We start from the raw sequence: 18,437 nt of genomic DNA, 5'->3' as shown, positions 1-18,437 counted from the left end.
GTCAGACCAGTTCGTCGCGTCTCGGGGGTTGCGCACCAGGCCGGCTCACCGTAATCGAAGACGTATAGATCGCTCGGTGCACGGCGTCGAGCACCGGCTCCCTGGAATCCTGGGCGAGGCGCTCCCGCGCGTCAGTGCCGCCGAGGAGACCGTGGTCGAGGAGTCCGGATAGCAGGCCGGACATGAAGGAATCGCCGGCGCCGACGGTGTCGGCAACCTCCGCAGGCCGACCTTCCACCGAGACCATGTCGTCCGCGCGCGGCAGGTACACCAGGGCGCCGTCGGCTCCCCGCGTCACCACGATGACCAGGGGTCCTAGACGGCCCCACAGCCGGGCGATTTCCTCAAGCGGTGTGCCGTCGTAAAGCCACTCGATGTCCTCGTCGCTGGCCTTGACGACGTCGGAGAGCCCGATGAGTTGCTCCATCTCCTGGCGTACGTCGTGGGGCTCACCCATCAAGGTGGGGCGGGAGTTGGGATCGTAGGACAACGTCGCGGTGGCGCGGGCTTGTTCCAGGGCTGTGCGTACGGCCGTGGCACCCGGTTGCATCACTGCGGCGATCGACCCGGTATGCACGTGCTGGAAGCCGGTGGGGACTGCACCGAGATCCCATTCCATAGCGAATTCGTATTCGGCAGCGCCACTTTCGTCGGTCGTCGCGATGGCGGTAGCCGTGCGATTCGTCGAGTGACTTCCGGGGGAGAGCGGTACGAAGTCGTGACCGAGGTGCTCCTCGATCAGTCGACCGTGATCGTCCTCCCCGATCCGCGTCGCCAGTTCTACGTCGTGCCCGAGCCGCGCCAAGCCCACGGCGACATTGAGTGGGCTGCCGCCCACATGCTCGTGTTGCGCACCGTCGGGTTCACGCACGATGTCGACGAGCGCCTCACCAATCACGAGGGTACGAGCGCCCATGGCTACGGCTTCCGTCCCGGACCGGCGTAGCCCTCCAACTTCTCGGTCTGATGAACCGCCTCAATGGTGCGGATCGTTCCGCTCTTGGAGCGCATCACGAGCGACTGGGTGTAGATCGATCCCGACTGGTAGCGCACGCCACGGAGCAACTCGCCGTCGGTGATTCCGGTGGCCACGAAGAAGCAGTTGTCGCTCTGCACCAGGTCATCGGTCGAGAGCACCCGATCCAGGTCGTGGCCGGCATCGATAGCGCGTTGCTTTTCCTCATCGCTGACCGGATAGAGGCGACCCTGGATCACGCCGCCCATGGACTTCATCGCGCACGCCGTGATGATGCCCTCAGGCGTGCCGCCGATGCCCAGGAGCAGGTCAATTCCGGTGCCCTCGCGGGCCGCCATAATCGCGCCGGCGACATCGCCATCGGAGATATAGCGGATGCGGGCGCCCGCTTGGCGGACCTCTCGAGCGATCTCTGCGTGGCGCGGACGATCGAGTATGACGACGGTGACGTCGGAGACGGTTCCGTGCTTGGCCTTGGCCACCCGGCGTACGTTCTCCGCGACCGGGAGACGGATGTCGATCACGTCGGCGGCCTCTGGGCCGGTGGCGATCTTGTCCATGTAGAACACGGCACTCGGGTCATACATGGAGCCGCGCTCGCTCACGGCCATGACCGACACGGCGTTGGTCATGCCCTTGGCGGTGAGTGTCGTACCGTCAATCGGGTCGACGGCGACATCGACCTCAGGCCCCGTGCCATCGCCGACAGATTCGCCGTTGAACAGCATCGGCGCTTCGTCCTTCTCGCCCTCGCCGATGACGACCGTGCCTTTCATCGACACCGTCGCGATGAGTGCTCGCATGGCTTCAACGGCGGCGCCGTCAGCGTCGTTCTTTTCGCCGCGGCCTACCCATCGGCCGCCGGCCATCGCGGCAGCCTCGGTCACGCGAACGAGTTCGAGTGCGAGGTTGCGGTCGGGGACCTTAGGTGCCCCGGGCACGGAGGCGGGGGCAACTCCATCTTCGGAGGGCGTCATTGTTCTCCTCGTTCTGGCGGCCCGGTGCCTCGTCGCATCCGGTAGGGGTGAGCCTATCGACGCTGCTGGTGACCTCGTGGCCGATCCCGATGGCTGATCAGGGACGATAGAGCCGTGCCCGACCCCACCGCGCAGGACTCGACACCGGAACCCACCGCGCCGCCACCACAGCCGCCGGGTCGTCGGGGCATGTCTGGCAACGCCAAGAACATGATCTATTCGATGGTGGCTGTGTTGTTCGGGTGCGTCATCTGGCTGTGGGCGGTCCCGCAGTCACCGCAAGACCCCAAGCCGGTCGCCAACGTGGAGTCCATCGCGCGCGAAGTCACGAAGGAGCAGAAGTGGGATGTGGCGCTGCCGCAAGGTCTTCCAAAGACCTGGACGCCCATCAACGTGCGGCTGATCCGAGCCGCAGACAAGCCGGCGACCTGGCACGCGGGCTACCAAGAGCCCGACAGCGAGTTCGTGTCTGCCGAGCAGACCAAAGACGGGGATACGGGGTGGGTCAACAATCAGACCCAGGACGGCAAGCCCGCTGGGAGTAGCACGGTCGAGGGCCAGGAATGGACCCGTTATGCCGATGGCAACTTCAAGAGTTTGGTACGCGCCAAGCCCCTCAACGGCCTGTCCACCGTGGTGACCGGCAAGGTCGACTGGGACCAACTCGAGCAGTTCGCGGGTGCGCTGAAGCCGTTATCGACCACGACCTCACGCGACGGGTGATGGTCTAGCCGTCTCCGTCTGGAGCGGCGTCGCCAGCATCGGTGGCAGCAGCATCGAGTTGTTCTTCGACGGAGTCGAGCTTGCGCTGACAGTGCGCTGCGAGCTTCTCGCCGCGTCCCCACAGGTGCATGCTCTCCTCCAGGTCGGCGGAGCTGCCCTCAAGTTTGGAGACGATCGCGACCAGTTCATCGCGGGCGTCCTCATAGGACAGGTCCGGGATATCAGCGTCCGTATCGTCGACCGCAACGATCGAGTCGGCAGGTGCGGCGGATTTCTTAGGGTCGGGCATGGGTACCAGCCTAGGAGACGGGGCGGACCGCGAAGTCGCCCTCGGCGACTCGGACCCGCAGAGTTTCGGTGGGATCCACGTCGCGGCGGTCTGTCACGACCGCGCCGTCGGCGTGTTGGACGATCGCATAACCGCGCCGCAGAGTGGCCTCCGGTGAGAGCGTGCGGATCTGGCTAAACAAGTGGCGAATATGGACCCGAGCGCCTTCAACGCGACGGTGTTGGCTCTCGATGCGGCGCCGATCAAGATCCTGGATTTCAGCCCGCCGGATGGTGACGTAGGTGGTCCGGTCAGCGAATGCCGGACGGCTGAGGGTGGCCGCCAGGCGTTGGCGTTCGTTCTGGAGTCGCTGCCGCAACGCCTGGGCGGCTCGCGCTCGTGCAGTCTCGACCGTGCGCAACTCCAGGGCGAGGTCGGGGACGATCAACTTGGCGGCATCGGTGGGTGTAGAGGCGCGTACGTCGGCGACGAGATCGAGCAAGGGGGAGTCGACATCGTGGCCAATGGCGCTCACCACAGGAGTACGCGCAACAGAGACCGCGCGAATCAGCGCCTCGTTGCTGAACGGCAGAAGGTCTTCGACTGAGCCGCCGCCGCGGGCGATGACGATCACCTCGACGTCGCGGATGCCGTCGAGTTCGGCGAGGGCATCGCTGACTTCGCTGACCGTGCGCGGCCCCTGAACCGCGACCTCACGGATCTCGAAGCGGGCGCCCGGCCACCGGCGGTGCGCGTTTTCGACGACGTCCTTCTCAGCCGCGCTCTCGCGACCGGTGATGAGGCCCACCCGTCGGGGCAAGAAGGGCAACGGTTGCTTGCGACTCGGGTGGAAGAGCCCCTCGCTGTGCAGCATCCGTTTGAGTTCTTCGAGGCGCGCGAGGAGTTCGCCGATGCCGACGTGACGGATTTGGCGAGCATCCATCATCAGGCTGCCGCGCTTAGTCCAGAACACCGGCTTCGCGTGCACGACCACGCGGGTTCCTTCTTGGATCGTCGGGCCCATCGCCGCGAGCGTGTTGGCCGGGGCGGTCACTGAGAGGGACATGTCGACGTCGGTATCGCGCAGCGTGAGATAGCAGGTGTTGCCGCGACGGTTGAGCTGCATGATCTGCCCCTCGACCCACAGCGGCGCCATCTTGTCGACGTAATCGGCGATCTTCATGCTCAGGGTGCGTACCGGCCAGGGCTGCTCGGCCGTGGTGTCGGAGGCGCGCTCGGGCAAGGTGGTCACGAGAAGCACTGTAAGACCGAGTGGTGACGGTGCGACGGGGGTGGCGGCGCTCCGTACACTCGCGCTCATGCATCCGTTGGGGCAGGTCTTGGTCGACACGATCGATGGCCGGTTCCCCAACCCGGACGGACGGTGGGAGCGGGTTCCGCTCTGGCGGGACGGTGTCGAAGGTGCGATATCACTGACCGGACGCGCCTATCTGGCGGTCGCCAATGACATTTCCGACGGGTACCTGGGCGAGTTGGGCGTCAATGGTCTCGGTGGCGCGGGCCAGGCGCGCGTGACGGTGGCGCTCGCGGGCTCGGGTTATGTCGAGTGTTTCGACGGGTTGTTTGGGCGACGAGCGCCCCGTAGCGACCCACAGGTCACGCCGTTGGTCGAACGTCCCGATTTGTCTGACCACCCGCGAGTTGCGCTCGCGCGGCAATTGCGTTCGGACGTCAAGGTTCTCGGCCGCGCAGACACCGATGGCGGGCTCCTGACCGTGGGATATGGGATTGGTGGGCTGATCGAGTTCGGCATTGAGACGGCCACACAGGGCCGTGGACAAGGTGCCGCGCTCATTCGTTCAGCGCTCGCGACCCTTGAGCCCGGCACACCCGTCCTGGCGGCATGTGCGCCAGGCAATACCCGTGCCGTACGCACCTTCTTGGCGTGTGGATTCGTCCCGGTGGGCGAGGCGCAACTGTGGTGCCCGCAACGGGGCCGTGGCGGGCGATCACGCGACCTCTAGCATGGGTGGTATGACGGATACCGCGACTCGCGAGCCCCAGCCGAGCGATGCCACTGGCACCAAGCGGGTGCTGCTGGCCGCGCCACGCGGTTATTGCGCGGGTGTGGACCGGGCGGTGATCACGGTGGAGAAGTCTCTCGACCTCTACGGCCCGCCGGTCTACGTGCGCAAGGAGATCGTGCACAACAAGCACGTCGTGACCACGTTGGAGAAGCGGGGCGCCATCTTCGTCGACGAGACCGACGAGGTGCCCGAGGGCGCGACGGTCGTGTTTTCCGCGCATGGTGTGGCTCCGGTCGTGCACGAAGAAGCCAAGGCGCTTTCGCTGAAGACGATTGACGCAACGTGCCCGTTGGTGACGAAGGTGCACCGCGAAGCGGTCCGCTTCGCCAAGGACGACTTCGACATCCTGTTGATTGGCCATGAGGGCCACGAAGAGGTCGTCGGAACCTCCGGTGAGGCGCCCGAGCACATCACCTTGGTGCAGAGTCCCGACCACGTCGATGAGGTTGAGGTCCGCGACCCAGACAAAGTGGTGTGGCTCTCGCAGACCACGCTGTCGGTCGACGAGACGATGGAGACAGTGCGCCGCCTTCGCGAGAAGTTCCCCAAGTTGCAAGATCCGCCCAGCGATGACATTTGCTACGCGACGCAGAACCGTCAGCTCGCGGTCAAGCAGATGGCTCCCGACTGCGACCTGATGATCGTGGTCGGCTCGACCAACTCCTCCAATTCGGTACGACTGGTCGAAGTCGCGTTGGAGCATGGCTCACGCGACGGGCACCTAGTCGACTATGCCGATGAAATCGATGCGTCCTGGCTCACTGGCGTGGAGACCGTTGGTGTGACCTCAGGTGCTTCGGTGCCCGAGATCCTGGTGCGGGACGTACTCGACTTCCTCGCCCGGCACGGCTACGAGGACGTGAAGGCCATCACCGCCGCCGAGGAGAGCCTGCTGTTTGCGCTGCCGAACGAGTTGCGCCGTGACCTGAAGGCCCGTCAGGGCAAAGACGCCGAGAAGGTTCGCCACGACGCAGGTTCTTTGCACTGAGCGCGCAGAACGAGTGAACAACGCCGGTCGAGGAGACGAGTGCCCCGCCGCGAGGAACGCCCCCCACGCCGGTCGAGCAGCCGCGAGGAATGCCACCCACGCCGGTCGAGCAGCCGCGAGGAACGAGCGGCGTGTCGAGACCGAGACCACGGTCACTCGTCGTGCTCTTGCGGGGGCAGCGCCTCGCAGCAATGACTGGTTCACGATTGGGGGTCGGCAATCCACTTGTCCATGAGCCGCAAGACCGCCGCAGTCTTCGCGTCCTCGGCACAGTGGGTTGCCGGGTGCTTTGCCGCTGTTTTCATCCAGCTGATCCTCATCCTCGGTGACCCGGACGAGTCAGATCGGGTACTTCTCGCCGTCGCTGTGTTTGGCGCGGCTATCTTCTCCCTCGCCGCGCAGGTCCTGATGCGTTGTGCCCTTGGGCGTCATCGGACCCGCGGCAGTCTGAGCAGGTTCGCTGGCTATCAACTTGCGGGCATTGGTATCGGAACTGCCATCGGGCTCGGATTCTGGGCCAACGTCGTCACCCAGCAGCAGAACGCACGTCTGCTTGGGACTGTCGGCGCGGTGCTCCTGCTTGGCTTTTCGTTGCTGCCTTTGAGGCCCGCGCGTCATCGTTCGCTCAACGCGCCGCCGAGCGCGGACCTTGAGTTAGTGCCTGCTCAGGTCGTGGAGCACTGGCAGGGAGGCCCGAGAATCGGCGTGCCGCAGTTATTCGTGATCGAGTTCCATGACTCGCAGGGTCGGTGGCGCAGGGCCATCCATCTGTACCAGCAACCTGTCACCGCATGGTGTGTCGTCGGTCAACTGCAGTTGGATCGGACCCGGCCCGACTGGATCGGGCGCTTCAGCGTGGCCGGCAAGCACCCCGACCCATCGGGTGGATCGCTGCACTAGCTGAGGACTGAGACCACCAGCCGATGAGGATTCAGCCCGCGTCGCGGCGACGTTCGTCCAGTGGGAGTTCGAAGTCGAGGTGCGGCCGGTCGTCCTCGCGCGTCACGTGCTCAAGAAGTTCCGGTGCGCTGAGCGACCGTGGCTGTGCCTCGACCAGCGGCACCTCGGGCACAGGCTGATCGACGACATCCATCTCGGAGAGCTTGCGCGCCGTCACCAGAACGCGGGACTCCAGCGACCCGACCATCGCGTTGTAGGCGTCCACGCTTCGGCGCAGCGCCGTCCCCGTCTCGGTGACGTGCTGGCCGAGGCGCCCTAGGCGGGAGTGCAGTTCTCGGCCGAGGTCGAGAAGTTCGCGCGCGTGGGTGGTGAGAGCGTCTTGCTGCCAGGCGAGGGCGACCGTGCGCAGCAGCGCGAGCAGCGTGCTGGGGGAGGCAAGTACGACGCGACGCTCCAGTGCCCGGTCCATCAGTGCCGGGTCGGCCGAGAGCGCAGCGGCCAGGATCGCGTCGCCTGGCACGAAACACACGACCAGTTCAGGCGCGTTGTCGAAGGCGCTCCAGTAGTCCTTGGCGGCCAGCCCATCGACGTGCTGGCGCAGGGCTTTGGCGTGACGCGCGAGGGCCTGGCGCTGTTCGTCAGCGGGGATTCCCTCGGCTTGTGCCGCGAGGAACGAGGTCAAGGGCGCCTTGCTGTCGAGCACAAGCGTGCGCTCCCCGGGCAGGCGCACCACCACGTCGGGGCGTACGCGCACGCCGTGCCGGTTGGTCGCGCTCACCTGTTCCTCAAAATCACAGCGGGACAACATGCCGGCATGCTCCAACACCCGACGCAGCTGCATTTCGCCCCACGTGCCGCGCGTGGTCGAGGAGTTAAGCGCACCCGCAAGGGTGGCCGTTTCCTGTTGCAGCGACGCAGTGGATTGGGCGACTTCACCGAGGCGGCTACTGAGCGCGCCGTACTGCTCGAGCCGGTCTCGTTCCAACGTCGTCACCTGGCGCTCGACTCGACCCAGAGCATCACGCAGAGGAGACAGCACCGCCGCCGTTTGGGCGTCTTCGGAGACCGCGGCCTCCAAGTCGACGACTCGCTCGCGTAGCAAGTCGCGCTCCGTGGCAAGTGACGCCGAGCGCGCAGCGAAGGACTGACGCAGCCACAGCGCGGCGAGCGCGGCGCCTATCACGACACCGAGCGCGAGGGTGATGAGAACGTCCATGGGGCCACCGTCGCAGAGACCACTGACATCGCCGTACGCACCAGGTCCGTAGACTGCCGCCCCGTGGCACTCTCCATCGGAATCGTCGGTCTTCCCAATGTCGGCAAGTCGACCATGTTCAACGCGCTGACCAAGAACAACGTACTTGCGGCGAACTACCCGTTCGCCACGATCGAGCCCAATGTCGGGGTGGTCCCTCTGCCGGACCCACGGCTCGATGCGCTCGCGGAACTCTTCAACAGCGATAAGACGATTCCCGCGACCGTGTCGTTCGTCGACATCGCGGGCATCGTCAAGGGCGCCTCGGAAGGTGAAGGCCTGGGCAACAAGTTCCTCGCCAACATCCGCGAGGCCGACGCGATCTGTCAGGTCGTGCGCGCCTTCGTCGATGACGATGTGCACCATGTCGACGGAAAGATCTCCCCGAGTTCGGACCTGGAGACCATCAACACCGAGCTGATCCTGGCCGACCTCCAAACCTTGGAGAAGGCAGTTCCCCGCCTCGAGAAAGAGGTCAAGGGAAAGAAGACTGAGAAGGCGGTTTACGAGGCCGCGCTCGCAGCCCAGGGCATCCTCGAAGCCGGCGACACCCTGTTCTCTCGGTCGTCTGAGGTCGACTTCGCGGCTGTCAAGGAACTCGGCTTGCTCACGACAAAGCCGTTCCTGTACGTGTTCAATGTCGATGAGGACCAGCTCACCGACGAGGCCTTCCAGGCTGAGATGTCTGCGTTGGTCACGCCCGCTGAGGCGATCTTCCTCAATGCCAAGTTGGAGTCGGATCTCGCGGACCTGGACGAGGACGAGGCCGCGGAACTGTTGGAGTCGGTCGGCGTCGAAGAGCCCGGTCTGCACCAGTTGGCCCACAAGGGATTCCGCACGCTGGGGCTTCAGACCTACCTGACCGCTGGTCCCAAGGAATCACGCGCGTGGACTATCCGCACGGGTGCGACCGCGCCGCAGGCGGCCGGGGTCATCCATACCGACTTCGAGAAGGGCTTCATCAAAGCCGAGATCGTGTCGTACGAGGACCTCATCGAGACCAAGACCGTGGCCGAAGCCCGTTCCAAGGGCAAGGCGCGGATGGAGGGCAAGGACTACGTCATGCAGGACGGCGACGTGGTGGAATTCAGGTTCAATGTGTAGTCGAGTTCCGGTTTGACGTCTGGGCTGTGACGGTGAAGTGCTTGTCGCCGGTCGTGTTTTCGACTTCGTCGACGACGGCGATGGCGAGGTCGGGTGCGGTGATCCGGGAGATGCCGTTCTCGTCGGTGAGCAGTCTGGTCGTTCCGCGCCGGTAGTGTCCTGTGCGCTCGCCCGGTTCGAGGATGGCGGGCGGGCTCAAGTAGACCCATCCGTTGTAGCGGTGCTCTCGGCAACCGTTGAACTGATCGAGGCTGGCCTGAGCGATCGATTTCCAGGCTTCGGGTACGTAGCTCGGGTCGTCGATCAGGAGCCGATCGGGATCGTTCGGGGAGCGCAGCGGCGCAGCGCCGCCGACGATGAGGACGGGTGTGCCGTGCTGCTCGGCGGCATCGAGAAACCCTCGTGTGAGGGAGGCGAGGCGGGATTCTTCGCCTGGGGCGAGTCGGATCGTCAGGACAGCCGCATCGGCTTCGGCGAGTACCGGTAGCAATGACGCGGTGTCCTCGATATCCAGGGCCCATGCGCTCAGCCGGTCGATGCCGGCGTCGGCTCTTGGACGTCGGGAGAGCGCCGTGACGTGGTGTCCCCGGTTGAGGGCTTCTGTGGCGATAGCGCTACCGGCCATGCCGGTGGCTCCGATGATGGCGATTCTCATGGGTGGATCCGTGCTTTCTTCTTCGGTGACGTGAGCTGACCGGCGACCATCGCAGCGAGCGCGATGGCGAAGCCGATGAGTTGGATGAACGTGAGTGCCTCATCCGCGATGACCGCGCCGAGAACCGCGGCCACCAGCGGAGACAGCAGCCCGAGCAGGGCTGTCGCGGTGACGGGCAGCCTCCGGATGCCGGAGAACCACAAGCTGTAGGTCAGCAGTGCTCCGATCACGCCCAGCCACACGTACCCGGCGACTGCCAGGCCATCGATGTCGCTGGGGATTCCGTCGATGAGCATGGCAGGGATGAGCAAGACGAGTCCGGCGGCGGTGAGTTGCCATCCGGCGAGTCCGATCGCTGAGACGCCCTCAGGCCGCCCCCACTTCTTGGTGAGCACGACACCGGTGCCCATCGATGCAGCCCCGCCCAGGCCCGCGAGGACGCCGATGGGATCAAGCCCCGCTCCGGGGCCGAGCACCACCAGGGCGATGCCGAACATCCCGATCACGCCCCAGGCGACTCTCCAGGTGGAGAGCTTCTCGTGCAGGATCGCGACAGCGAGGAACGCCACCACGATCGGCTGTGCCGCACCCAGGGTCGCAGCGACACCGCCCGGCAGGTGCTGGGCGGCGAGGAACAGCAGCGGAAAGAATGCGCCCATGTTCAGCGTGCCGAGCACCAGGCTCTTCCACCACCATGACCCGTGCGGTAAACGACGCGCGATGAGCAGGGCGACCACGCCGACTGGAAGCGAGCGCATCAGCGCCGCGAACAAGGGGTGCCCCTCGGGCAGCAGGTGCGTGGTGACGATGTAGGTCGTGCCCCATACGGCCGGGGCGATCGCGGTCAACACCGTCAAGCCGACGCGCCCGGACATCGTCGGCGGCGTAACCATTGATGCCGGAAGTGCACGTGGCGGGGTCGTGGTCGTGCTCATGGATCCATCATCAGTCGCCCGTTCCCATGAGTCCAACGCATTGTTGTCATTCCAATGATGAACTGAGAGCATGGATCGGTGGATCTTCAGCAGATGCGATACGTCGTGGCGGTCGCGGAGGAGCGCAGCTTCACCCGTGCCGCAGAGCGGTGCCATGTGGTGCAGTCCGCGCTCAGCCATCAGATCAAGGCTCTGGAGCGCGAGCTGGGAGTCGTGCTCTTTGCTCGCACAAGTCGCCGCGTCGAGGTGACCGCCGCTGGCGAGGCATTCCTCGCCGCGGCTCGCGTGAGTCTCGACGCTGCCGAGCGAGCTGGGTCAGATGCCGCCGCCGCGGCTGGCGAGATTCGTGGTACCCTGACCATCGGTGTGATTCCCACGGTGACCGCGATCGACATTCCGACTGCGCTCGGAGCGTTCCACCGCAAGCACCCCGCAGTGCGGATCAGGCTGCGCGGAGGCGGCAGCGACGAGTTCATCGCGGCCATTGCCGACGGCAGCATGGACGTAGCTGTGCTCGGGCTTCCCGACACTATGCCGCCGAAGAACGTGAACACGCGCGTGTTGGCACGCGAGCAGCTCGTCTCCGTCATATCTGCCGACCACGCTCTCGCCGCGCGACGCAGATTGCGGCTCGAGGACCTGGTCGATGAGGCATTCGTCGACTTCCCCGAAGGAACTCCAGGACGGGCACCCTCAGACCTGGCGTTCCGTGCCGCTGGCATACATCGCGAGGTGGCGTTCGAGGCGATGAGCACCGACCTCATGCTGGGTCTCGTGAAGAACAATCTCGTGATCGCGTTGCTGTCACCCGCTGTGATACCCAACAGCGACGAAATACGCACCATCCCGGTCACCAACGGCCCCACCCGCGTCGAGTACTTGGCGTGGAGCGGCTTCAACCCCTCGCCCGCTGCGGGCGCGTTCCTTGATGGCCTGACAGCGACGACCCTGGGCTGACGGGTCGACCGTCCTCCACGAACGTCATGTTTCCCAAGTGACGGAACTTGGTGGAGTTCCGCTTCGACGTGTGAGGGCGTTCACGTCGCGGTCCGGTACCTAGACGAGGGGTCTCCCGCGTGGTCACTGCGAAGTCGTCGATATCGCGAGCTGCTCCATCGCGTCGCTGAGTTCGGACAACGCGGTGACGATCTCCCCGGCCCGCGTCGCGCCCAGTTCGTCGATCAAAGCCAGCGCGGCATGGCGATGGGCAGGATTGATGCGTCGCACGGCGTCGCGACCGGCCTCGGTCGGGGAGAGCAGCTTTGCGCGCCGGTGGGTCGGGTTCTCGTGGTACGACGCGAGGTCGTCGTGGACGAGCCGATCGGCGATCCGCTGCACCGCCTGCCGGCTGAGTCCCATTGCCCGAGCAATGTCCGACACGGTGAGCGGCGCATCCAGGATCGCGCCGAGCACCTGCCACCGGGCGGCGGTGAGCCCGACCGGACGCGAGAGACCCTCGGCGAGTGAAAGGAACTGGCCGTTGAGTCGGAAGGATGCCAGGGCGGCTCTCGAGAGGAGGTCCTGCTCCATCGTCGGCTCGCTCATGCCGACATCAGCTCGTAGAATCCGGCCGGATCGCGGTGGGCATACAGCTTGAACCAGGATGCCAATGTGTGGGGCGGGTAGGCGCCGAGCCGCTCGAAGATGGCGCGCGCGAAGTGGACGGGGGCGACTCCGCTCGCGGTGATCAGGTCGCCATCGATCACTGCTGGCTCGGTCAGGTAATGATCGGCTCCGGCGTAGCCTGAGCTGGCGAGGAAGCTCGGGTCATTGCTGGTGTGCGGGCGGTGGTCGAGCAGTCCCGCAGTGGCGAGGGCGAAGGTCGCGCCGCAGATCGCGGCGACCGGTATTCCGGCCTCGAGGAACGCTTGAGCGGCGTCGACGAACGGTTCGTTTTGGGCGTCTCCCCAGGTGTCGGCCCCCGGGAGGACGAGCAGGGCGCTGTCATCGGGTCGGAGGTCGGTGATGACGACGTCTGGCGTGAGTCGGAGCCCTCCCATGGTGGTGACGGGTTCGCTGCGGAGTCCGACGAGTCGGATCTCGTATCCACCGTCGTGGTGGACGCCGTTGACATGTGCAGTGAGGTAGCCGATCTCCCAGTCGGCCAGGGTGTTGATAGCGGCGATATGGATTGTGGTCGCTGACATGACAACATGCTGTCATTGTTGACAACGTATTGTCAATGGGGTCGCTGAGGCTGCGCCCGCGATCCGGCTGCGCCGGCACGCGTTAGGGCCGCTTCGACATCGTCGGGTCGCCGTCGCGCGACTGAGGAGCGACGGTCATCGGCGTTGTTGCAGATGGCCGTACTTGCTGGAACTCGGTGGAGTTCCGCTTCAACGTGTGATCCTCAGTGCTTCAGAGACGGCCCCGTGTGCTTCGGCAGGCGGGGCCCGTTGTCTGGATACGGACAGCACAGATCCGTGCTACTGGGAGCGAATAGGCTTCTCCACGTGACAGCGGAGTGGAGCTTTCGACCGAGCGTCCTCGCCGACGCCACCTGGATGGCCGAGCTTCGAGCGGTGGTCATGCGTCCCGATCTCGAGCGCCTGGGGCGCTATCACCCGGACCGGGTGCGACAGCGATTCCTCGATGCGTTCACCCCGACGCACACCCGTGCCATACAGGTCGGTGGCATCGACGTCGGCCTTGTCGCGGTGCGACCTAATGATGACGGGGTGTGGATCGAGCACTTCTATCTCGACCCCGCGCGGCAGGGCCGGGGCGTCGGTAGCTGGGCCCTCGCCCAGATCCTGCTCACAGACACCGCAGGGCGTCCGTTCAGGCTCAATGTCCTTCAAGGGAGTCCTGCCCGCCGCTTGTATGAACGTCACGGATTCAGCCTCGTGAGTCAGGACCCGATCGACGTCTACCTCATGAAGCCAGCACCTGAATCCCAGTGCTGAGGCTCCTCTGGAATCACGTCGAGGGACTCCTTGCGGCCCGCGACTGGACGTTGAGCTCGGCTCACGACGCTCTGCGTTCAGACGACGCGGCAGAGGTTGCTCGGTATAGGAACTCGGTGGAGTTCCGTTTCAACGTGTAGTCGCGTTCCGGTTCAACCTCTGGGGTGACTCCTGAGTCCCTCGAGGGCATGCGCGACCGTTGCGTACAACTTGTACAAGTAGTACGATTGACACATGCCTTCAGCGACTCTTTCCCAGTTCCGTAGCCAGCAGAGCGACTACATCGCCGCTGCGCAGCGTGAGCCTGTCGAGATCACCTCCCGCGGTGCGGGTCGTCGGGCTGTCGTCGTGTCGCCCGAGTTCTTCGACCGTGCCGTGCAGGCCTTGGAGGACCAGGCTGACATCCGCGCGGCAGCGGAAGCGCGCGAGGAGCCTGGTATTCCTTTCGAAGATCTGATGGAAGAGCTTGGGCTTTGATCCCGGACTGACGTGACGTACCGGATCATCATCGCGCGGGGAGCCGCGAAAACCTTCCGTGGGCTTCATCCGCAGGTTGCTGCACGCCTGAAGACTGCGATCCAAGAGCTCGCAGAAGATCCACGTCCGCCGGGAAGTCTGCAGCTGAGCGGCGGTGACGGCGAGCTCCGCATTCGCGTCGGCGACTACCGGATCGTCTACGACATCCAGGATGATGAGCTTGTAGTCCTGGTGCTGCGAGTCGGTCACCGCCGGGAGGTCTATCGATGACGCGACGAAGCGAGCAGACCGAAGGCAAGCTGGCTCAGATGGCGATCGACGTCGTTGCACACACGGAGCTGACAGCAGGCGACGTCGCAAGGCTTCGCCGATTGTTCGACGCCGAGTACCAGCAGGGTTTCGGGGAGTGGGACCCGGACTTGCCATATGGCTATGCTCCGCATGACCTCCATGTCATCGCTCGGCAAGAGGACGAGGTTGTCGGCCATGTCGGCTGGGCGCGACGCGCTATAGGCGTCGGCGGTCGTGAGCTTGCTATTGCAGGCGTGGGCGGAGTGTTGATCTCGGACCATGCGCGAGGCAGGCGACTGGGCGAGGCTCTGATGAACCGTGTGGCAGAGACGATGGCGGATGCGGCTGGCATTGCGTTCGGCTATCTCGGTTGTCGCGAGGAAGTGGTCGCTTTCTACATCGCGTGCGGGTGGACTCGAATCTCTGCTGCGGAGCGTTCGATCAACCGCGCCGGACAGTCAGTTTCCGACCCGCCAGGGCAGCCGCTGCTCGTCCTGCCGGTCGGATACCGGCTTGCTTCCTGGCCGGACGGTGAGGTCGACCTGCGCGGTCGCGCGTGGTGATCATTGAGAGGTTGGTCCGTGCCGGAACTCGGTGGAGTTCCGATTTAACGTCTAGCGCTGCGATCACGCCGCAGGTAGTCGCGTGAGCCGTTCGAGCAGTCATGCCGCGTCGATCGTTCGGACGGCCAGCGAGGAGGATGTTCCTGCGCTTATCCAGTTCTGGGCGCTGGCGGGGGAGAACGCGGCCCGCCCCGGCGACGACGCAGAGTTGGTCGAGAACCTGCTGCGCCGTGACCCGGATTCACTGGTGGTGGCCGAGTTGGACGGCGCAATCGTCGGGACGGTCATCGCTGGGTGGGACGGCTGGCGTGCACACCTGTACCGCCTGGCGGTGGACCCGGACTCGCGCGGTCGGGGAATCGGGCGGCGGCTGGTGGGAGTGGCGGAAGAACGGTTGCGTTCGCTCGGGGCCATTCGTTTCGACGCCATGGTTCTGTCGGACAACGCCCTGGGTTAAGGCGCGTGGGAGTCGATGGGCTACCGCCCGCAGGAGGACTGGACGCGTTGGGTGCGGTTAGCATCGGCGACGATCCTAGTGAGTGTCTTACAGTTTGTGTGACAATCTCACCATGGCTGCAACGATCTCCTTTCGCCCTGACGACGACGCGCGACTCGCGCTCAACGAGTTGACTGCCGACGGAACGCCGGTGTCGCGAGTTGTGCGCGATGCGCTCATTGCAGCGGCTGAGCGTCATGCGAAGGCTCGGTTGCGTGCGGAGGCCGGTGCGCTCGCTGCCGACGAGCACGACCGGGCTGAAGCGGCTGAGGTGTTGCGCGACATGGAGTCGTTGCGTGCGTGGTGACGTCTTCGGTCTCAACGCTCCTCGAAACGCACAAGGCCACGAGCAGGCAGGGAAGCGATACGCCGTGGTTGTGCAGGCCGAGGACCTATCGATGCTCTCGACGTGGCTGGTGGCTCCGACCTCGACGTCGGCACGGTCGGCCTCGTTTCGTCCAGAGATCGAGATCGACGGTCGACGCACGAAGGTGCTTGCCGAGCAGGTGAGTGCCGTCGACCCGAACCGTCTCGGTAAGCACGTCGGACACCTCGGCTTCGACGAGTTGCGCGCTGTCGATGCTGCCCTGCGCCTGGTGATGAGTCTGTAGCTCCCATAGGCTAATCGGCTACTGAACGTGGTGGACTTCCGGTTTGACGCCTAGCGTTATTGACGCGTTGCGTTATATCCTGATCGCGTGATCAGATCGTTCGGGAGCAAAGACACCGAACGGCTGTGGCGTCGCGAGCGCGTGCGTTCGACCCTCGGATCCATCGGACAGCGCTCCGCAAGTTTCGTCAGGTGGGATCCGCGGAGGTGCTCGACGACCTCCGCGTCCCGCCAGGCAACCGGCTCGAAGTACTGAAAGGTGACCGCGCCGGTCAGAACAGCATCAGGATCAACGACCAGTGGCGGATCTGCTTCGTGTGGACGGACGCCGGTCCGGAGGAGGTGGAGATCGTTGACTATCACTAACAAGATCGAGCCTATCCACCCAGGGGAAGTCCTCATGGAGGACTTCATCGGGGGATTCGGCATCACGCAGCACAAGGTCGCCGTGTCGATCGGCGTCCCGCCCCGGCGGATCAACGAGATCGTGCACGGCAAGCGCGGGATCACCGCGGACACTGCTTTGCGGCTCGCGAAGTACTTCGGCACCTCGGCGGAGTTCTGGATCAACCTGCAGAGTCACTACGACCTCGACCGGGCCGAGGAACGGGCCGGGGAGCAGATCGCCGCGATCGCGCCCCTCAGGTCCGCATGAGCGACGAGACCAAGTCGCTCCTTCGAGCCATGCCGTCGCTGTCGGGAGATGCGCCACCGCTCGATCTCGACGACTTGCCGGGCGATTGGGTCGCACTGTTCCTGGAGTGGCTTGACCTCGCGTGTCGTGCAGGCGTGCCAGAGCCGCATGCGATGACGGTGTCGACGGTTGATGCGAACGGCGTACCTGATGCGCGAGTCCTCGTGCTGAAGGACGTCGATGCACGTGGGTGGGCGTTCGCCAGCACGGGATCGAGCGCGAAGGGCGAGCAGCTTGCTGAGAGTCCGCACGCCGCGCTGACCTTCTGGTGGCAGCCACTTGTCCGATCGGTTCGGGTTCGAGGCCTCGTGGTCGAAGCATCGAGTGAAGAGTGCCTCGCAGATCTCCGCGCCAGAAGCGAAGCGGCACAACGCGGCGTGGATCCGGCCGACTGGAAGCTCTGGCGCGTTGTGCCGGACCGCGTTGAGTTCTGGCAAGGTTCGCGGGACCGCCGTCATCGGCGGATCGTGTTCGTCTGGGCGGCCAGCGGCTGGCACCGGGAGGTCTGATTCCCGGCACAGATCAGATGGTCATATGTACTGGAATGCGGTGGAGTTTCGGTTTAACGTTTAGTCGTCGGCCCCTCAACCTGCGGACCTCACGCCGCGGGCGGTGTGTCAGACCGGGGCAGTGAGCGACAATGGCTTTCCGTTGGCTCAAGTGATCTCCGTGCCGTGGACCTATCCGATGTACCGACCGGGGTTGACCGCCACCGCCCGATCAGTCAGGTCGATCTGGTGCAAGCTGGTCGGGCGGCGCTCGACCCCTCACGTGATATCGCGATATCATCTTGATGGAGGTGGTCACGATGGCGAACGTGCTGATCCGTGGACTGAGTGAGGCTGCTGTCGAGCGCATCGATGGTGAGGCGGCGGCGCTAGGGCTCTCGCGCAACGAGTTCCTTCGTCGGCGACTGGAGCAGGACGCCTCGACTCCGGTCGCCGCGACGGTCGCGGCCGATGACTGGCGTCGCTCGGCGGCGGCCTTCGGAGACCTCGCCGATCCGGACGTGATGGATGCCGCGTGGCGGTGACGAACTGGCTGGTCGACAAGTCGGCATACGTGCGCATGCAGGCGGGCCAGGCGGCGAGCATTGCCGAGTGGAACTCGCGCATCGAGCGTGGGCTGATGCGTCTTTCGGCGGTAACGCGGCTTGAACTTGGCTTCTCCGCCCGCTCGGGTCAAGTAGGTCGCGAGACGTTCGGGCTTCCACCGCTGTCGCTCATGCCGATCGAGCACCTCACGCCCGCGATGGAGGACCGCGCCTTCGAGGTGCAGATGCTCCTTGCCGACCGTGGCCAGCACCGCGCTCCGTCCATCCCGGATCTGCTCATCGCAGCTACCGCGGAGAAGGCCGGGCTGACGGTCCTGGCCGTTGACAAGGACTTCGATCTCATCGCCGAGGTCACCGGTCAGGCCGTGGAGACGCTTCTGCTGGTCTGACTCATCGACTGAAGTCTCTTGCGTCCTTGAGGTTGCCGCCGTCCCTGAACTCCGGCGACGCTGCCGCCCAGTCCTCGCGGGGCGACATCGGCAGGAGCGTGTGCTGTTGCTCGTGCGTGCCGTCGTCG

27 protein-coding genes are annotated in these 18,437 nt (G+C 65.1%); 18 read left to right on the top strand and 9 right to left on the bottom strand.

Features of this window, described 5'->3' with window-relative positions:
* Position 1: 1 nt before the first annotated feature.
* Both F562_RS0110110 and glpX read right to left on the bottom strand, forming a co-directional pair.
* Positions 2-916: a PfkB family carbohydrate kinase gene (locus F562_RS0110110; RefSeq protein WP_018156841.1), complete on the bottom strand. Its 915-nt coding sequence runs from the start codon at positions 914-916 to the stop codon at positions 2-4.
* Between the two features lie 2 nt (positions 917-918).
* On the bottom strand, positions 919-1,953 hold the full coding sequence (glpX, locus tag F562_RS0110105) for a class II fructose-bisphosphatase (RefSeq protein WP_018156840.1): 1,035 nt from the start codon (positions 1,951-1,953) through the stop codon (positions 919-921).
* Positions 1,954-2,067: 114 nt separating this feature from the next.
* On the opposite strand from glpX, the gene F562_RS0110100 reads away from it, so the two are divergent.
* A complete protein-coding gene (locus tag F562_RS0110100) occupies positions 2,068-2,676 on the top strand; it encodes a DUF4245 domain-containing protein (protein WP_018156839.1) in 609 nt (202 codons plus the stop codon).
* A gap of 4 nt (positions 2,677-2,680) precedes the next feature.
* On the opposite strand, the gene F562_RS0110095 is transcribed toward F562_RS0110100, so the two are convergent.
* A complete protein-coding gene (locus F562_RS0110095) occupies positions 2,681-2,965 on the bottom strand; it encodes an exodeoxyribonuclease VII small subunit (RefSeq protein ID WP_018156838.1) in 285 nt (94 codons plus the stop codon).
* Between the two features lie 10 nt (positions 2,966-2,975).
* Positions 2,976-4,205, bottom strand: a complete 1,230-nt coding sequence (gene xseA, locus F562_RS0110090) for an exodeoxyribonuclease VII large subunit (RefSeq protein WP_018156837.1) — start codon at positions 4,203-4,205, stop codon at positions 2,976-2,978.
* A gap of 58 nt (positions 4,206-4,263) precedes the next feature.
* Between xseA and F562_RS0110085 the strand changes: the two genes are divergently transcribed.
* The 3 genes from F562_RS0110085 (at position 4,264) to F562_RS0110075 (ending at position 6,880) form a co-directional block, all read left to right on the top strand.
* Entirely contained in the window at positions 4,264-4,929 is a 666-nt protein-coding gene (locus F562_RS0110085; protein WP_040385751.1) for a GNAT family protein, read from the top strand.
* Position 4,930: 1 nt separating this feature from the next.
* Positions 4,931-5,980: a 4-hydroxy-3-methylbut-2-enyl diphosphate reductase gene (locus F562_RS0110080; RefSeq protein ID WP_425386854.1), complete on the top strand. Its 1,050-nt coding sequence runs from the start codon at positions 4,931-4,933 to the stop codon at positions 5,978-5,980.
* Positions 5,981-6,211: 231 nt separating this feature from the next.
* Positions 6,212-6,880: a hypothetical protein gene (locus tag F562_RS0110075; protein WP_018156834.1), complete on the top strand. Its 669-nt coding sequence runs from the start codon at positions 6,212-6,214 to the stop codon at positions 6,878-6,880.
* Between the two features lie 31 nt (positions 6,881-6,911).
* Here the strand turns inward: F562_RS0110075 and F562_RS18745 are convergent, their stop codons facing one another.
* Positions 6,912-8,096, bottom strand: a complete 1,185-nt coding sequence (locus tag F562_RS18745; RefSeq protein WP_018156833.1) for a DNA recombination protein RmuC — start codon at positions 8,094-8,096, stop codon at positions 6,912-6,914.
* A 63-nt stretch (positions 8,097-8,159) separates the two neighbouring features.
* On the opposite strand from F562_RS18745, the gene ychF reads away from it, so the two are divergent.
* On the top strand, positions 8,160-9,239 hold the full coding sequence (gene ychF / locus F562_RS0110065; RefSeq protein ID WP_018156832.1) for a redox-regulated ATPase YchF: 1,080 nt from the start codon (positions 8,160-8,162) through the stop codon (positions 9,237-9,239).
* Here ychF and F562_RS0110060 read toward each other — a convergent pair.
* Both F562_RS0110060 and F562_RS0110055 read right to left on the bottom strand, forming a co-directional pair.
* Complete coding sequence (locus F562_RS0110060) at positions 9,229-9,894, bottom strand: NAD(P)-dependent oxidoreductase (RefSeq protein ID WP_018156831.1); 666 nt, start codon at positions 9,892-9,894, stop codon at positions 9,229-9,231. The genes ychF and F562_RS0110060 overlap by 11 nt on opposite strands.
* Positions 9,891-10,829 carry an EamA family transporter gene (locus F562_RS0110055; RefSeq protein WP_040385749.1) on the bottom strand — a complete coding sequence of 313 codons (939 nt, stop codon included), beginning with the start codon at positions 10,827-10,829 and terminating at the stop codon, positions 9,891-9,893. Before F562_RS0110055 ends, F562_RS0110060 begins: the two co-directional genes overlap by 4 nt.
* 78 nt (positions 10,830-10,907) lie before the next feature.
* Here F562_RS0110055 and F562_RS0110050 point away from each other — a divergent pair, with 78 nt between their 5' ends.
* Positions 10,908-11,786, top strand: a complete 879-nt coding sequence (locus tag F562_RS0110050) for a LysR family transcriptional regulator (protein WP_026181376.1) — start codon at positions 10,908-10,910, stop codon at positions 11,784-11,786.
* A 123-nt stretch (positions 11,787-11,909) separates the two neighbouring features.
* On the opposite strand, the gene F562_RS0110045 is transcribed toward F562_RS0110050, so the two are convergent.
* Together F562_RS0110045 and F562_RS0110040 are read right to left on the bottom strand one after the other, a co-directional pair.
* Positions 11,910-12,374: a MarR family winged helix-turn-helix transcriptional regulator gene (locus F562_RS0110045; RefSeq protein WP_018156828.1), complete on the bottom strand. Its 465-nt coding sequence runs from the start codon at positions 12,372-12,374 to the stop codon at positions 11,910-11,912.
* Complete coding sequence (locus tag F562_RS0110040; protein ID WP_018156827.1) at positions 12,371-12,976, bottom strand: DJ-1/PfpI family protein; 606 nt, start codon at positions 12,974-12,976, stop codon at positions 12,371-12,373. The genes F562_RS0110045 and F562_RS0110040 overlap by 4 nt, the downstream gene beginning before the upstream one ends.
* Before the next feature lie 306 nt (positions 12,977-13,282).
* Between F562_RS0110040 and F562_RS0110035 the strand changes: the two genes are divergently transcribed.
* The 12 genes from F562_RS0110035 to F562_RS0109975 all read left to right on the top strand — a co-directional run bounded on the left by F562_RS0110035 (position 13,283) and on the right by F562_RS0109975 (position 18,309).
* Entirely contained in the window at positions 13,283-13,735 is a 453-nt protein-coding gene (locus F562_RS0110035) for a GNAT family N-acetyltransferase (protein WP_018156826.1), read from the top strand.
* 234 nt (positions 13,736-13,969) lie between these two features.
* The gene (locus tag F562_RS0110025; RefSeq protein WP_018156824.1) at positions 13,970-14,212 is read left to right on the top strand and encodes a type II toxin-antitoxin system prevent-host-death family antitoxin; all 243 of its coding nucleotides are present in this window, start codon (positions 13,970-13,972) and stop codon (positions 14,210-14,212) included.
* A 12-nt stretch (positions 14,213-14,224) separates the two neighbouring features.
* Positions 14,225-14,482 (top strand): type II toxin-antitoxin system RelE family toxin, encoded by a 258-nt coding sequence (locus F562_RS0110020; protein ID WP_018156823.1) that lies wholly within the window; start codon positions 14,225-14,227, stop codon positions 14,480-14,482.
* Complete coding sequence (locus F562_RS0110015; protein WP_018156822.1) at positions 14,479-15,066, top strand: GNAT family N-acetyltransferase; 588 nt, start codon at positions 14,479-14,481, stop codon at positions 15,064-15,066. Before F562_RS0110020 ends, F562_RS0110015 begins: the two co-directional genes overlap by 4 nt.
* A gap of 82 nt (positions 15,067-15,148) precedes the next feature.
* Positions 15,149-15,523: a GNAT family N-acetyltransferase gene (locus F562_RS18740; RefSeq protein WP_018156821.1), complete on the top strand. Its 375-nt coding sequence runs from the start codon at positions 15,149-15,151 to the stop codon at positions 15,521-15,523.
* Positions 15,524-15,635: 112 nt separating this feature from the next.
* Positions 15,636-15,869 carry a hypothetical protein gene (locus F562_RS0110005; RefSeq protein WP_018156820.1) on the top strand — a complete coding sequence of 78 codons (234 nt, stop codon included), beginning with the start codon at positions 15,636-15,638 and terminating at the stop codon, positions 15,867-15,869.
* Entirely contained in the window at positions 15,859-16,173 is a 315-nt protein-coding gene (locus F562_RS0110000) for a type II toxin-antitoxin system PemK/MazF family toxin (protein ID WP_018156819.1), read from the top strand. Before F562_RS0110005 ends, F562_RS0110000 begins: the two co-directional genes overlap by 11 nt.
* Before the next feature lie 191 nt (positions 16,174-16,364).
* Positions 16,365-16,538, top strand: coding sequence for a type II toxin-antitoxin system RelE/ParE family toxin (locus tag F562_RS21285; protein ID WP_281164107.1), 174 nt, complete (start codon positions 16,365-16,367; stop codon positions 16,536-16,538).
* Positions 16,525-16,827, top strand: a complete 303-nt coding sequence (locus F562_RS0109990; protein WP_026181176.1) for a HigA family addiction module antitoxin — start codon at positions 16,525-16,527, stop codon at positions 16,825-16,827. Before F562_RS21285 ends, F562_RS0109990 begins: the two co-directional genes overlap by 14 nt.
* On the top strand, positions 16,824-17,375 hold the full coding sequence (locus F562_RS0109985) for a pyridoxine/pyridoxamine 5'-phosphate oxidase (protein ID WP_018156816.1): 552 nt from the start codon (positions 16,824-16,826) through the stop codon (positions 17,373-17,375). The genes F562_RS0109990 and F562_RS0109985 overlap by 4 nt, the downstream gene beginning before the upstream one ends.
* A 299-nt stretch (positions 17,376-17,674) precedes the next feature.
* A complete protein-coding gene (gene vapB, locus F562_RS0109980) occupies positions 17,675-17,899 on the top strand; it encodes a type II toxin-antitoxin system VapB family antitoxin (RefSeq protein WP_026181175.1) in 225 nt (74 codons plus the stop codon).
* Positions 17,890-18,309, top strand: coding sequence for a PIN domain nuclease (locus tag F562_RS0109975; RefSeq protein WP_018156814.1), 420 nt, complete (start codon positions 17,890-17,892; stop codon positions 18,307-18,309). The genes vapB and F562_RS0109975 overlap by 10 nt, the downstream gene beginning before the upstream one ends.
* The last annotated feature ends 128 nt before the right edge of the window (positions 18,310-18,437 follow it).

The sequence above is a fragment of the Demetria terragena DSM 11295 genome (assembly GCF_000376825.1).
Classification (GTDB): Bacteria; Actinomycetota; Actinomycetes; order Actinomycetales; family Dermatophilaceae; genus Demetria; species Demetria terragena.
The sequence above is the reverse complement of the archived record's forward strand: the minus strand, read 5'-3'. Positions and strand labels throughout refer to the sequence as shown.